The 14,202-nt window shown below is 38.7% G+C and carries 17 protein-coding genes; 1 reads left to right on the forward strand and 16 read right to left on the reverse strand.

All coding sequences use genetic code 11. The features are described 5' to 3' along the window. Positions 1-66 precede the first annotated feature (66 nt). The 7 genes from ACI6MV_RS04465 to ACI6MV_RS04495 all read right to left on the reverse strand — a co-directional run bounded on the left by ACI6MV_RS04465 (position 67) and on the right by ACI6MV_RS04495 (position 6,505). Positions 67-807, reverse strand: coding sequence for a pseudouridine synthase (locus tag ACI6MV_RS04465; RefSeq protein WP_407268740.1), 741 nt, complete (start codon positions 805-807; stop codon positions 67-69). A gap of 541 nt (positions 808-1,348) precedes the next feature. Further along, positions 1,349-1,879, reverse strand: coding sequence for a spore maturation protein (locus tag ACI6MV_RS04470; RefSeq protein ID WP_407268741.1), 531 nt, complete (start codon positions 1,877-1,879; stop codon positions 1,349-1,351). Then, entirely contained in the window at positions 1,876-2,466 is a 591-nt protein-coding gene (locus ACI6MV_RS04475) for a nucleoside recognition domain-containing protein (protein ID WP_407268742.1), read from the reverse strand. The genes ACI6MV_RS04470 and ACI6MV_RS04475 overlap by 4 nt, the downstream gene beginning before the upstream one ends. Before the next feature lies 1 nt (position 2,467). After that, positions 2,468-3,568 (reverse strand): D-alanyl-D-alanine carboxypeptidase family protein, encoded by a 1,101-nt coding sequence (locus ACI6MV_RS04480; protein ID WP_407268743.1) that lies wholly within the window; start codon positions 3,566-3,568, stop codon positions 2,468-2,470. 656 nt (positions 3,569-4,224) lie between these two features. Then, complete coding sequence (locus tag ACI6MV_RS04485) at positions 4,225-5,100, reverse strand: superoxide dismutase (protein WP_407268744.1); 876 nt, start codon at positions 5,098-5,100, stop codon at positions 4,225-4,227. 74 nt (positions 5,101-5,174) lie between these two features. Beyond that, positions 5,175-5,768, reverse strand: coding sequence for an SMC-Scp complex subunit ScpB (scpB, locus tag ACI6MV_RS04490; RefSeq protein WP_407268745.1), 594 nt, complete (start codon positions 5,766-5,768; stop codon positions 5,175-5,177). Next, complete coding sequence (locus ACI6MV_RS04495; RefSeq protein ID WP_407268746.1) at positions 5,759-6,505, reverse strand: segregation/condensation protein A; 747 nt, start codon at positions 6,503-6,505, stop codon at positions 5,759-5,761. The genes scpB and ACI6MV_RS04495 overlap by 10 nt, the downstream gene beginning before the upstream one ends. A 128-nt stretch (positions 6,506-6,633) precedes the next feature. Here ACI6MV_RS04495 and ACI6MV_RS04500 point away from each other — a divergent pair, with 128 nt between their 5' ends. Beyond that, on the forward strand, positions 6,634-6,717 hold the full coding sequence (locus tag ACI6MV_RS04500; RefSeq protein ID WP_077621677.1) for a YjcZ family sporulation protein: 84 nt from the start codon (positions 6,634-6,636) through the stop codon (positions 6,715-6,717). 244 nt (positions 6,718-6,961) lie between these two features. On the opposite strand, the gene ACI6MV_RS04505 is transcribed toward ACI6MV_RS04500, so the two are convergent. The 9 genes from ACI6MV_RS04505 to sigF all read right to left on the reverse strand — a co-directional run bounded on the left by ACI6MV_RS04505 (position 6,962) and on the right by sigF (position 14,198). Then, entirely contained in the window at positions 6,962-7,306 is a 345-nt protein-coding gene (locus ACI6MV_RS04505; RefSeq protein WP_407268747.1) for a GNAT family N-acetyltransferase, read from the reverse strand. A 199-nt stretch (positions 7,307-7,505) separates the two neighbouring features. Next, positions 7,506-7,928, reverse strand: a complete 423-nt coding sequence (locus ACI6MV_RS04510; protein ID WP_407268748.1) for a zinc metalloprotease — start codon at positions 7,926-7,928, stop codon at positions 7,506-7,508. Positions 7,929-8,033: 105 nt separating this feature from the next. Further along, positions 8,034-8,468, reverse strand: coding sequence for a peptidylprolyl isomerase (locus ACI6MV_RS04515; protein ID WP_407268749.1), 435 nt, complete (start codon positions 8,466-8,468; stop codon positions 8,034-8,036). A 17-nt stretch (positions 8,469-8,485) separates the two neighbouring features. Further along, entirely contained in the window at positions 8,486-9,784 is a 1,299-nt protein-coding gene (gene lysA / locus ACI6MV_RS04520) for a diaminopimelate decarboxylase (protein ID WP_407268750.1), read from the reverse strand. 194 nt (positions 9,785-9,978) lie between these two features. Further along, positions 9,979-11,442: a spore germination protein gene (locus tag ACI6MV_RS04525; RefSeq protein WP_407268751.1), complete on the reverse strand. Its 1,464-nt coding sequence runs from the start codon at positions 11,440-11,442 to the stop codon at positions 9,979-9,981. Then, a complete protein-coding gene (gene spoVAEA, locus ACI6MV_RS04530) occupies positions 11,411-12,001 on the reverse strand; it encodes a stage V sporulation protein SpoVABEA (protein WP_407268752.1) in 591 nt (196 codons plus the stop codon). The genes ACI6MV_RS04525 and spoVAEA overlap by 32 nt, the downstream gene beginning before the upstream one ends. Positions 12,002-12,030: 29 nt before the next feature. Then, positions 12,031-12,447, reverse strand: coding sequence for a stage V sporulation protein AB (locus ACI6MV_RS04535; protein ID WP_407268755.1), 417 nt, complete (start codon positions 12,445-12,447; stop codon positions 12,031-12,033). Further along, positions 12,428-13,054 carry a stage V sporulation protein AA gene (locus ACI6MV_RS04540; RefSeq protein ID WP_407268757.1) on the reverse strand — a complete coding sequence of 209 codons (627 nt, stop codon included), beginning with the start codon at positions 13,052-13,054 and terminating at the stop codon, positions 12,428-12,430. Before ACI6MV_RS04540 ends, ACI6MV_RS04535 begins: the two co-directional genes overlap by 20 nt. A 388-nt stretch (positions 13,055-13,442) precedes the next feature. Continuing rightward, positions 13,443-14,198: an RNA polymerase sporulation sigma factor SigF gene (gene sigF, locus ACI6MV_RS04545; protein WP_407268759.1), complete on the reverse strand. Its 756-nt coding sequence runs from the start codon at positions 14,196-14,198 to the stop codon at positions 13,443-13,445. Positions 14,199-14,202: the final 4 nt, after the last annotated feature.

Consider the following 14,202-nt stretch of genomic DNA (forward strand, 5'->3'; position numbering starts at 1 on the left):
ACTTGAACACCCCTTATCCGATTGTACCATTAAAAGCAAGCTTGATATTCGAACAATATTTGAACTTTATTTGACAATTTTATTAGTAAGAGCTCGTAACTGGTTCACTTCTTTAGGAGTCAACTCACGTGAGTCACCTGCATTTAGTCCTTCAAGTGAAATCGGACCGTACTGTTCGCGCTTCAGCTTATCAACTGGAAAACCAATCGCCTCCATCATTCGTCTTATTTGACGATTTTTCCCTTCATGCAAAGTAAGTTCAACAATCGCCGTACGCTTTTTGCTGTCTGCAGACATAAGTTTTGCAGAAGCGGCCTTTAATTGTTCACCTTCAGCCTTTACACCTTTAACCAATTGAAACAAATCTTGCTTTGTAGGTATACCTTTTACTTTTGCAACATACAATTTATCTATTTCATACTTCGGATGCATTAGCAGGTTAGCAAATTCACCATCGTTCGTCAGTAAGATGATACCTGACGTATCATAATCCAATCTGCCAATCGGAAAAATTCGCTCTTTAACAAATGGCAACAGATCGGTAACAACTTTTCTTCCTTTGTCATCCTTCACACTAGAAATAACCCCTCTAGGCTTGTACAGCAAGTAGTAAACCGGCTGCTCTTTTTCTAAAGGCACACCATTAACTTCTATTTTATCGGTTTGTATTACCTTCGTTCCTAATGTGGTTATAACTTGTCCATTAACTTTTACTTTACCAGCTTCGATTAATTGCTCCGCTTTTCTTCTTGATGTTACACCACTTTGTGCAATTACTTTTTGTAATCTTTCTTGTGTGTTTTTCATTTTTATCACCATAACTTATATTTTTATTTTTTGGTTCTTTACTTAAAGGTTGTTGCTTTTTAGTTCATAGTTGAAGTAAACTCCGTCGTAACGTAGTGCTCGTGATTTCCGCTCCGGGCAGTCGCTTTCCGCGGGCACGGCTTCAGCTAACTCAGAAGCAAATGTTTTCGGTGGGACGAGTAATCGCAGTCCCATAGTGCGCTTCTGAGTGGATCTTCAGCTCGCGCTATTCCCGCTGGAGTCGACTGCCCGGAGCTCCAATCACCCGACGCAAATGAGAAATCCCGTTAGCAGCGGAGGAAATCCACTTCGACTCCTGCGGGACTAGCGGCGTAAGTGAGACCCCACAGAACGCAGTTCGATGAGGCTCACTAGCCCCCCTAAGGTGCGCGAAGTGGATTTCCGGAGCGGGTTAACCACTCTCCAAGTTACGACGCATTCTAGTTATTTCCCGCCAGAATCACAACAGTCTTATTTTTATTCTACACGTATTTATTTGTAAACATAACAAGAGCGTTAACAGTCAATGTTAACGCCTAGTTTATAGAAACACAATCGATACAACGACGATTGATGCTATTATACCAATAAAATCAGCTACCAGTCCAACTTTTAAAGCATCCCCCATTCTTCTAATACCGACAGCACCAAAATAAACAGTAATAATATATAAGGTTGTGTCCGTACTCCCTTGCATTGTAGAAGCCAATCGACCGATAAAACTATCTGGTCCGTACGTGCTAATTAACTCTGTCATCATACTCAGCGCGGCTGTTCCTGAGATTGGCCGCACAATCGCCAATGGGACAATTTCTGACGGAATGCCGACAGCGGAAAGTGCTGGGGAGATAAAATCTATTGCTGCATCTAGCGCACCTGATCCTCTTAGAATAGCAATCGACACCATCATACCTAACAAAAAAGGAAGAAGAGAAACTGCCATTTTCACTCCTTCTTTTCCTCCTTCTACGAAAATCTCATACGTTGCAAGCCGCTTCCAAGTTGCTGTAACAAGTACTAATAAAATAATACACGGGATTAGCCATGTACTAATTGTCGTAATTAGACTCATTGTTTATTTTTCCGCACCCTTCTATAATAGAATAGCCGATCGACTATAATCGCAGAAATTGAAGTGATGATTGTTGCGATCAGGGTTGTACCAACAATCTCAGTAGGGGCCGCAGAGTCATATTGCATACGAATCGCAATCACTGTCGATGGTACGATCGTTAAACTAGAGGTATTAATGACTAAAAAGGTAATCATTGACCTTGACGCATGATCGGACCCACTCAACCGCTTCATTTCCTCCATGGCCTTAATTCCCATTGGTGTTGCGGCATTTCCTAATCCGAATAAGTTTGCTGTAAAGTTAGAAAGTATATAGCCCATTGCCGGATCGTCTTTTGGTATTTCAGGGAATAACCTCGTCACAACTGGACGAAAAAGCCTGGCTAGCATGCGTAATAACCCAGCATGCTCAGCCACACGCATCAAACCTAACCAAAATACAAGAACACTAATTAAGCCTATGGATAAGGTAACCGCATCATCAGCACTTTCAAATAAAGCTCTATTTACCTCATCCATTGTTCCATTAAACATCGCATAGACGATGCCAATGATAGCCATCGAAGCCCAAATGATGTTTACCATATTACAAAACCCCTGTTAAGCGGTGGAACATTGTTAATACAGATTGTAGGAAATGCGGTTCTTCTCTCTCATCTGAATAAATCGCTGTTTCAGCTACTATATTCCCGTCTAACTTGTACAATTTTTTCCCAATTACATCTCCATCTTTTTCTTCAAGTGCTTCTGGACTAATGTACGTTGAGACTTCCATTTTATATAGTTCATCTTCTGCAAGCGGTATGGATAGATTTTCTCGTACAAAGCCATTAATGAATACTTCCGAATTGTTTATGTTATACGTTTCTTTACCTTTTTCCTCTATTTTTTCCATGTCAAATTGTTCAAATCCCCAATCAAACAACCGCATATGGTCGTTCCAATCATCTGGTCCATCAATCGTGACGACAATTAACTGCATGCCATCTTTTTCTGCAGTTGTAACGAGTGATCGTCCAGCCGCTTTGGTATAGCCTGTTTTACCACCTGTACAATACTCATAATACTGTGTTAATAATCTGTTTTTATTTCCCCAAGCATATTCTCGTGTTTCCGCTTTATGAGATTTAGCTCCAGTCACTTCTTTAAAAACGTCATTCTCCATTGCATAGCGCATTAATAACGCCATGTCGTAAGCGGTTGAGTAATGCGTGTCGGAATCCAATCCATGCGGATTATCAAAGTGACTACTTGTCATACCGAGCCACGCTGCTTTTTCATTCATCAAATGCACAAAGCCTTCCACGCTACCACCAACATGTTCTGCTATAGCTACTGCAGCATCATTGCCGGACCGAAGCATAAGACCATATACGAGATCTTCCAGTTTCATTTTCTCTCCCTCTTCTAAATAAACCGAAGAGCCCTCCGTGTAGACAGAGCGATGGCTAATTGTAGCATCGGTGTCCAGCTTACCTGATTCTATAGCTATAATTGCTGTCATTATTTTTGTTATACTCGCAATTAAATTTGGGTCATTGGCTGCTTTTTCAAATAACACTCGACCAGTAGATTGTTCCATTAGTATCGCATTTCTAGCTGATACGTTCGGTTTCGCATCTACTTTTATTGGAAGTGCAAACAATAGCAAATTTATACTGCATACTATTAATATTACGTGCTTCAACCCTTCTACCTCCCTGCCTTCGGTATATCTATACAAGTTTATGCGAAAAGGACAGGCGTATGAGTGAAATTTAATTAAGTTCTATTTAAAATGAAGTTAGTTAACACTAGTAGGTACACTCGGCGAGAGTGGTTCGCTTATTTGGAGGTGTAGCGACAGATGCAAGTGAAAATCTTACTGAGAACTGTCACTTGTGGGGGTGATTCGACAGTTGTGGGTTGACATCTACTTGGGAACTGCCGCTAGTTGGGTTGATTCAACAGATGTGCGTTGGCTTCCGATTGGGAAATGTCGCTAGTTGGCTTGATGTGAATGGATAGGTTAGAATGAAAAATCACCAAATTTTCACTGACAAACAACTCTTGTTTGTTATAAGCCAGCTTACAGCAAGCATTTCATTAAATAGGTGCACATTCGGCAACATAAAAGATCACCGACTCACACTCTCGAAACAGAAATCACAACCACCTAAATCACGTCACATAAGTGAAGCAGAATAGAAAACTAAACTATGCTGTGGAATCCGTACTTTTCCAAGGCTGTCGTTTAGGCACACCATTAATCACTAAATCGGATTTAAGCTATTAACCCTCACAATGTCTTCTCACAAATTAAAAGAATAGCAAGCCTCCTACCTATCGGTAAGAGGCTTGCTATTAAAATAATGGCCACTCTAGTGTTTTTGCTTTTGCAAATCGACCTTGCACATCTTCCCAATTAACAACATTCCACCAATTATTCACATAATCTCCTCGTTTGGTTTGATATTGCAAGTAGTATGCATGCTCCCAAACGTCTAGTACGAGTAAAGGAATGACATCCCATAAACTAAACATTTGATGTTTTTCTACGGTTTGTACACCAAGCCTAGCTGCCCTTGGTTGCCAGACAAGAATTGCCCACCCTACACCTTCGACAGATTTAGCTGCTTCTGAGAACAATTGTTTAAATTGCTGAAACGAACCAAAATCCTTGTTAATCTGTGCCAGTAAGGAACCAGATGGTTTGCCACCACCACGCGGTGACATATTAAACCAAAAGATGGTGTGCAAGTAATGTCCTGACCCATTAAATGCTTGCTCCCGCATCCAATGTTTTATTAAATCCTTATCTAGATTTTTCTTATATAATTCTTTTTCTGCCTTATTAAGACCATCGACATATGATTGGTGGTGCTTATCGTGGTGTAGTCTCATAATTTCTTCGGCAATATATGGCTCTAGCGCATTATATTTATACGGAAGTGGTGGCAAGCGATGATTGCCTATTGCTACATAATCTTGTTGACGGGGTTGTTCTTTTAACGCTGCTAATAGATAAATTAGCTTCTGACTTTTTTGTTGTAAATCGATAATCTCATTGTCGGTTATGTCGTCTTTATCAATTTTCTTTTGAACGAGCGCTTTCCATTCTGAAAACTGTGTTTTCCATTCTGTTAACTCTTGCTTTTCATGTCCTAGTTTACTAACTTGGGATTCTACCTTTTCTGCCCATTCTAATAATGCAGATAAGTACTCCTGTTTACTATTCATCGAATCACCTCAGCTATAGCTTATGCTGTTTTTCTTCCTAGGTGATTGTCCTAGCTAAACCGCTCGAATATTGTTTATTCTTTGTCCGCACTCCATGATTCCTTGAAACGCTCAAAAAATAAATCTGCTTCCTGTTCTACATCTTCCTGCTCTACATCTTCAGGTAAAGGCGGCAGTTCCTCAATAGATTTTAAACCAAAATAAGTTAAGAAGTCCTTTGACGTTCCAAAAAGAATAGGACGACCAACACCTTCTTTTCTACCTACCTCTTCAACGAGAGATCTAGTAACTAATGTTTGTACCGGACGATCACTATTTACTCCCCGGATTTCTTCAATCTCTGTGCGCGTAATCGGCTGTTTATAAGCAATGATCGCTAATGTTTCTAATGCTGCTTGTGATAATCTTGATGATTGCGGTGTTTCCATCAATTTTTGGTAATAGAACGTATGCTCTGGTTTCGTTGTTAAATGGTAGATATCCTTCGATTGCATAATGGTAATACCACGTTCTAAATGCTCATACTCATACACCAATTCATTAATGATATGATCAATTTCCGCTCGATTTAATTCTAATATTTTTTGCAATTGCTTCTTACTTAACCCTTCATCACCGGAAGCAAATAATAACCCCTCTGTTATAGCTTTGAATTCTTTTATGTCCACGTCTCATCCTCCATGTGATAAAGCATTAATTCTCCAAAAGGTTTGTTCTGCATACAATAGACATGCTTTGCTTTTATTAATTCCAAAATCGCAATAAATGTTGCGACAATGTGCGAGCGGACGGGTACTTCAAATAGTTGATGAAATGCCAATCCTTCTTTACTTTGACGCAACTGATGAAGCACTTCTTCCATGCGTACTTTTATCGGTATTTCTGCTCGTTGAATTCTCGTTTCTAACGGTTGATTCCATTTTTTTCGTTCAAATACTTTACTCATCGCATGAAGCATATCATAAATGGAAACATCGCCTTGTACGACAGGTTGCTTCTCTTCAAAATAATCAAAGATTTGCGGTGGTCGTGTATAGATTTGATTTGCTTCTAATTCTTTTTCTTTCAATGTATGTGCAGCATCTTTATATTTACGATATTCAATTAGTCTCCGCATTAGTTCTTCGCGTGGGTCTTCTTCATATGTATCGTCCTCTGAATCCAATTCTTGATTAGGAAGCAGCATCTGGCTTTTCATTGCAAGTAAGCTGGCTGCCATAACTAAGTATTCACTAGCTACATTTAATTCCAACTGCTGCATGGTATGAATATAGTGCATATACTGCTCTGTAATCTCAGCAACAGGTATATCATAAATATCGATTTCATACTGGTTTATTAGATGCAACAGTAAGTCTAGAGGACCTTCAAAGGCATCGATCCTTACCTGGTAAGCGTTATTCACAACCATCTTCCTTCCAAACTTCCTGTAGAAATTTTAATTTTTGTCACATTCGCCTATACACATCTCTCCAATTTTCATAGGATATTAATGTAATACAATGATAATCCGAAAAAAGGAGGAATTCAATAATGGGTGCAAATTATGGCGGCGGTTTTGCCTTAATTGTTGTGTTGTTCATTCTTCTAATTATCGTCGGTGCTGCATGGTTGTAATACACCATTAGATAGCCGGGGCCTTTTTGAGCCCTGGCTAGCACCACTTTTTACAATGCCTTTTCTGTCTGCAAAGATTTACTTATCTACTTAGCCACAAAAACTATTATACTATAAGTGTCCAAAATTGGACAAAGCACGACTGATTTAGTTGTGGCTAACACTGAATTTAAAGTTAATAACAAACAGAATTAAAGCAAGAAAGCCAGCTCTGATCCAAAGAGCTGGCTTTAATATCGTTTATTTACAAATCACAACGTTTTAAAAATGCTTCTGTCTGATTAGTTGAACAAACCGTATATTTATTGTTAAAAACGTCCTTCACACCTTGAACCATCTTTTGCCCCAAACCTAAGTTACGATGAGAAGGATTAACAGTAATATGCTGAATAATTGCCCGATCTTCTTCTGTAATCACTCCTACCGCACCTAATATATCCTCTTCTTTCCATAAAAAGAGGTGCCAGTCTGGATTGTTTTCGTATTCTTTTATCGTCTGCTGCAGTCTTTTCACTTCTTTTTCGTCAGGCATAAAAGACAGCAAACCCATCGCAATTTTTTCGAAATTCTTTTTGTACCGAATTAGCATATGAGACCCCTCATTAAAAATTAGCATCTGTAAAATAGTGAACGACCAATCATTCCGTTTCAATTCTTGTAAATAACTAAGATTACGTGAATTATATCGTATTAACAACGGATAGTCTATGGTAAATAAGCACATTTAACAAAAGCGTAAATTATATCCATCTAATAGTATTCTTATGAGATGCGTTTATTATGTAATTTTACTTTGATCTCAAAATATGAATTATTTGGTAGCCGTCTGACATTTGTCCATTGCGTTTAAATGGAACAAGGTTGAACAGTGCCATCCAGCCATTAAACAACAGCAATAACTCGATGAAAAAACTTGTAAAATCTTGTTTAAACACATAAAGTACAACAACTACAAAAATATTTAAGATTGGTCCCGCTAGCGTAATAACAATCCGTTCAAGCTTTGTAAACTCGACGGTCCGCGTACTTAAGGCCCTTCCTCCAAATAAAATATACTTGTGAAATACGACATTTATCTTAAGGAGCTTGATAGACTTAAACGCGTTGCCACTACCAATATGCAGTGTAACCTCGTCTGCATTTACGAATACTGCTCCAAGGGCATGTCCAAATTCATGAACAATTATCCCAATTGGTGCTATAACAAGCATGTAACAGACTAACAGAATAAATTCAATCGCGGACCATCCCCTTCCCGGTTCTCATAAAACAGCACCATAAGGACAAGAAAAAAGCGAGTCCGAAGACTCCCTTTTTTATACTTCTTCTACATGTACTTTTTTCATTACGTCACCTTGTTTAATTCTGAGTACAGTATCCATGCCTTCGGTAACTTGTCCAAAAACAGTGTGAACACCGTTTAAATGTGGTTGTGCTTCATGCACAAGAAAGAATTGACTGCCGCCTGTATCTTTTCCTGCATGTGCCATTGAAAGAGAACCAGCAACGTGTTTATGTGGATTTCCTTCTGTTTCACATTTGATCGTATAGCCTGGTCCACCAGCACCAGTTCCAGATGGGTCGCCACCTTGAGCTACGAAACCTGGAATAACACGGTGGAAAATCACGCCATCATAAAAGCCACTGTTCGCTAGTTTTTCAAAGTTTGCTACCGTGTTAGGAGCTGCTTCATCATACATTTCAATTTTAATTACTTCACCATTTTCAAATTCAATTGTTGCTTGTTTCATGTTAAATTTCCTCCTTTTTATTCATACGATAAATCGTTTCTTACAACATCTTTAAATGTTTCACGCTGAATGACTAAACGATCTTCTCCATCTTCAATAAACACGACTGCCGCTTTCGGGAAACGATTATAATGATTGGACATGGAATAACCATATGCACCTGTACTGAATACAGCGAGTAAATCTCCATGCTCTACAATGGGAACATCTAAATCCCATATTAACATATCTCCAGATTCGCAACACTTTCCAGCAATCGATACTTTTTCTACTAGCGGCTGATTTACTTTATTGGCAACAACTGCATCATACTTCGCTTGGTATAAGGCTGGTCGGATATTATCTGTCATACCGCCATCAACGGACACGTATTTACGAACGTTTGGAATATCTTTGATTGATCCTAACGTATAAATAGTCGTACCCGCATTACCAACAATCGCTCTACCTGGCTCTATCCAAATTTCTGGTAACGACATATCATTCCGCTCTACCTGCTTTGTCACTTCTTTGACAAGCGCTTCCACATACCCGTTTAGCGGTAATGGATCATCATCTTTTGTATAACGGATTCCAAAACCACCACCCAAATTTAATACTTGTGGTTCGTAATTATAGTCATTCTTCCACGCTTTAAACGTATCGAACAGCCTTCTCACTGCCATTACAAAACCATCAGTCTCAAAAATTTGTGAACCGATATGACAATGTAATCCTTTTACGGAAATATTAGGTTCTTTTTGTACTAATTTAAAAGCTTGTTCTGCTTGACCATTGGATAAATCGAAGCCGAATTTTGAGTCTTCATTCCCTGTTAATATATAATCATGGGTGTGTGCCTCAATCCCAGGTGTAACCCGTAATAACACGTTTACAGTGTGGTCATAGTTTTTTAGTACATCTTTTAATAACTCTATTTCATAAAAGTTATCGATCACAATACAACCAATTTTATGTTCGACTGCCATTTCTAGTTCTTGAAAGCTTTTATTGTTTCCATGCATATGAATTCTTTCTACAGGAAAATCCGCCTGTAATGCTGTATACAATTCTCCTTGAGATACCACATCTAAGCTCAGCTTTTCTTGTTTAGCTATTTGAAGCATCGCAACAGATGAAAATGCTTTGCTTGCATAAGCAACTTGTGCCCGGATACCTAAGTGATCAAAAGTATCTACAAAAGCTCTTGCATTATCACGAATCATATTAACATCATATACAAACAATGGCGTACCATATTTGTTTGCCAAATAGGCTGCATCAACTCCACCTATAGTTAAATTCCCTTCCGTATTTGCTACAAGAGATCGGCTCATTTATTCACACCTCCATACATGTCTAGACTGCAAGCGAAAATCCCTTATCACCATTATCCATTATTCTACAACGAATAACATAATGATTAGGACAAGGGATTCTATAATGGTTAAGACTCATCTATAGAGGATATACATCTTAAGCCAATAATAAAATTAATTTACCATAACTTGCAATACAGTTCAACTTTTAGTTACGGTTGCTTGTTGTCATTTCGCGGATGAACAATGCCTGGTCTTTGTTTTGTCAATGGTACAGAAACACGGAAAATAATTTGCGTTAGCGCTTTGCCATCAAACGGGAGAAATGGCCATAAATATGGTGTATTCAATGATTTCGTGCACGCTAACAACAGGACATACAGTGTAAAACCAATGACTAGTCCTTTGGCACCGAAAAAAGCGGTTATGATCGCAAGGATGACCCGACTAATTTTGTTAGCCATGCTTAATTCATAACTTGGGGTCGCAAAAGAACCAATCGCACTAAGTGCAACATATAAAATAACCTCTGCACTAAATAACCCTACATCGATCGCGATTTGTCCGATTAGTACTGCTGCAATTAACCCCATTGCTGTTGATAAAGGGGTAGGGGTATGGATCGCAGCCATGCGTAAAAACTCGATACCAATGTCGGCCATAATTAACTGCAAAATAATCGGGATATTCCCCTGTTCATTTGGGCCTATGAATTGCAATTCCGCTGGTACCATCGTTGGATCTTTTACCATCAATAACCAAAGAGGTAATAAAAAAATCGACATACATATACCGAAAATCCTGATCCAGCGGATAAATGTACCAACGACAGGAGCTTGTCGATATTCTTCCGCATGCTGTACATGATGAAAGTATGTTGTAGGTGTAATGATCATACTTGGAGATGTATCAACCATAATTAACACATGTCCTTCGAATAAATGGCTTGAGGCAACATCCGGCCTTTCTGTATAGCGAACCATTGGAAAAGGATTAAATCCTTGTTTTACAAGATACTCCTCAACCGTTTTGTCCGCCATCGATAAGCCATCTATTTCAATGTGTTTCATTTCATCTTTAATTAATTTTACTAAGCCAGGATCAGCTACATCCTGTATGTAGGAGATACATATATCCGTTTTTGAACGTTCTCCGACTTTTACAATTTCATTTCTTAGTCTTTCATCTCTTACTCTTCTTCTCGTCAGCGCAGTATTTTCTATAATGTTTTCTGTGTATCCATCTCTTGATCCACGAACAACTTTTTCCGTATCAGGTTCTTTTGGTGAACGCCCTGGGTAGCTTCTCACATCCACGACTAAAGTATCACTCGCTCCGTCAATAAATACGACGATTAAGCCAGATAACAGCTGATCCACTGCCTCATCCATCGATGAGACACGTGTAACCTGTTGATGGACTAATCTGTTTTCAATAATATCTGGTACTTTTAGTGTGCTTTTCTCGTTGTCATTTATTTCTACTAACTTTTTTAGTAGTTCTACAATAATAGCGGTATCGCAAAGCCCTGTTAAATAATACAAATCAACTTGCTTTTTTAAGACTGTAATTTTCCGGTATCCAATATCAAAAGAAGTTCCTACGCCAATATGTTCTTTCAAATAAGCTTGGTTTTCTTTAATCTTAGCGGAGATTGGATGTTTCGTTTTTGGCATGATTTCCACCTCTCTCTAAAATAATTTCAATCGCTTTTCTTGTGATAGGAGAACCTTTTTTTATATCATCACTTCCCCGCATTTTCCCTATATCACCAATTGCGATTACTACGGGAATGTCCAATTGGTCTAAAGAATAAATTGTGTCGCCATTGATTCGGCCATGTTCTGGGATAGGTACTCCTTCTTTATCAACGCCATTTGGGATCAACTTCCCATCTTTGTCAATCGAAAAATTAACTCTCGTCCATTCCATATTCCTTGTATTGGCTGCAACAGCAATCGCGCCAATGATCTCAATTGTGTGATCATTGGCTATATCGATGAGAATACGTTCCCCCGCACCAACTCCAGGTATACCCGCATCATCAATAAGCACATACACCGGGTCATGCTTTGCGCTATGAATCGCTTTTATAACCTCTTCAGAAGAGACATGAGAAGGGTTATCGGACAAATAAGCTAAACATGTACCGCCTAACTTGCCCGCCAAATAATCCAGTGTTTTTCTGGCATATTCATCCCCATCAGTAATGATAATCACTTTTCTTTTGTCCATGGTGTTACCCCCTTCCAACAACAGAAAGTTTACTTAACAAAAATCAGCCATTGAAATAATGATCCACATATTTTACCTAAAACAATTGCCATCATAAACCAAATAAGGTGACTTTGAAGCCCTACACGTTTGGCTAATATCGGAAATACATTCAGGACTTCGGTTAGAGCTGCTGCGAGCATTCCAACAAATACACCGTGAAACGCTCCCCAAATGACAACGACAAGTAAAGATACGTGCAAAACGGCATTTGTAAACGACAAATAAGTACCAAATAGTGCCCCAAGAATAACAGCTGCTTCATATACGCGAATAAACCGATTTGTTTTTGTTAATTGAGTTAGTCTTGGTATAATGCCCAAAACCGTTAAAAAAGCTACAAGTCCACCACCAACAATTAGACCTGATGCAAGCCCAATAAAAAGTTCACTTAGACGAATGATCATGTCTATTGTGATCTACATCATTTTCATAGTACGTAATATAGCGATCTAAATCTTGTTGGTAGTTAAACATTTCTACTTCTAATGGACTCGGCTCTTCATTTAGACGTTTTTTCAACAAATGATTAAAAAACAATGTCATCCCAATACCGAGACCAAGTGAGTACGGCACTTGTATCCACAATGGATAAGCCTCTTCTTCACCAGTCAGCAAATAGTGTAATTTCTGTTGAACCTCTTGCATACTCACATCATAGTGAAAATTCATAATCGCCATTGCCGTTCCAATAAACATTAACAGCCAGATTATGGATACAAAAAAAATCGAAGAAACTTTTTTAGGCTTTTCGATTTTTAAAATCGTTTGTTCCGGGCCAAGCGGTTGGAACTCCACCTCAGGGAATTGTTCAATTAATTGAGAAATAACCTGAAACACATCAATAACCAGCATCGATCGGTCTTGCTCACTTACTTTATATATTTTTGTTTGCTTCATTTTTTTTAACAAACTACTATCACCAGTCAAAAATGCAATATCTTCTAAGTACACCACTTCATTTTTGGTAACCTTCGTGTACTTTCTTAAGCGAATATAAATAATTCCCCCCATGATAAATTTCCTCCTTTTCGGAAATTCTTACTGTTAGTATGAGTGTTATAGCCTGAATCATACACAAATAAGAAAAGTGCAGAGCGCCGCTTAGAAACGTAGCGACTGGAGCGAATCGATTGAGATAAAGGAATCATGCCCCTGCAAAAGGGGTATGTCGACGTTGGACGGCAAGTCCGCCTTTAGTCGATCTTCCATAAAACTTGAATCGATGATGACTTATCGGAAGGTGATTCGTGAAGTCGACTAGTACATGTTTATGTCCTTTCTTTTCTAATAAAAAAATCAACGTGCATACTTTCGCATGTGCGCTGATTCTTATTTTCATAATAAATATAATACTTTTTTATGCGGCGAGCCAGCTTTGGACTCCTCGCTCGTGATTTTTCTAAACACCTATTTGGTCTTTTATAAAATCCAATATCTTCTTCTCTAAGCGGGACACCTGTACTTGTGATATCCCTAACCTTTCTGCAACTTCTGATTGTGTCTTATCTTTATAATATCGCAAGTAGACAATCAGTCGTTCTCTTTCTTCAAGACTGGAAATGACTTCTTGTAGCGCGAGTTTGTCAAACCATTTTGTGTCTTGGTCGGCGATTTGATCGAGTAACGTAATTGGGTCACCATCATTTTCATAGACAGTTTCATGAATCGAATGCGGAAGTTTCGCAGCCTCTTGAGCATGTACAATATCTTCTGGCGGCAAATCTAGTTCAATCGCCAGCTCGTTTATTGTTGGCGTCCGCCCCATTTCTTTTGTTAGCTCGTCCCTTTTCTTACGTATCTTGTTCCCTAATTCTTTTAAAGAACGACTTACCTTAACACTGCCATCATCCCGAATAAACCGCTGTATTTCCCCAATAATCATTGGGACAGCATAAGTAGAAAAGCGAACATCATAGGATAAATCGAATTTATCAATTGATTTCAACAATCCGATACATCCAATTTGGAACAAATCATCCGGATCGTACCCGCGGTTTATAAAACGCTGCACAACAGACCAAACGAGTCGCACATTTCTTTCTACCAATATATCTCGTGCATCCTGATCTCCATGTTGACTTTGGTATATATATGCCTTTACCTCTTTATCGGTCAGTTGCTCATCCTTTTCCGACTTTTTTATTTTCATTTGCATAGGC

The sequence above is a fragment of the Radiobacillus sp. PE A8.2 genome, from assembly GCF_045635475.1.
Lineage (GTDB): Bacteria > Bacillota > Bacilli > Bacillales > Amphibacillaceae > JBJGXI01.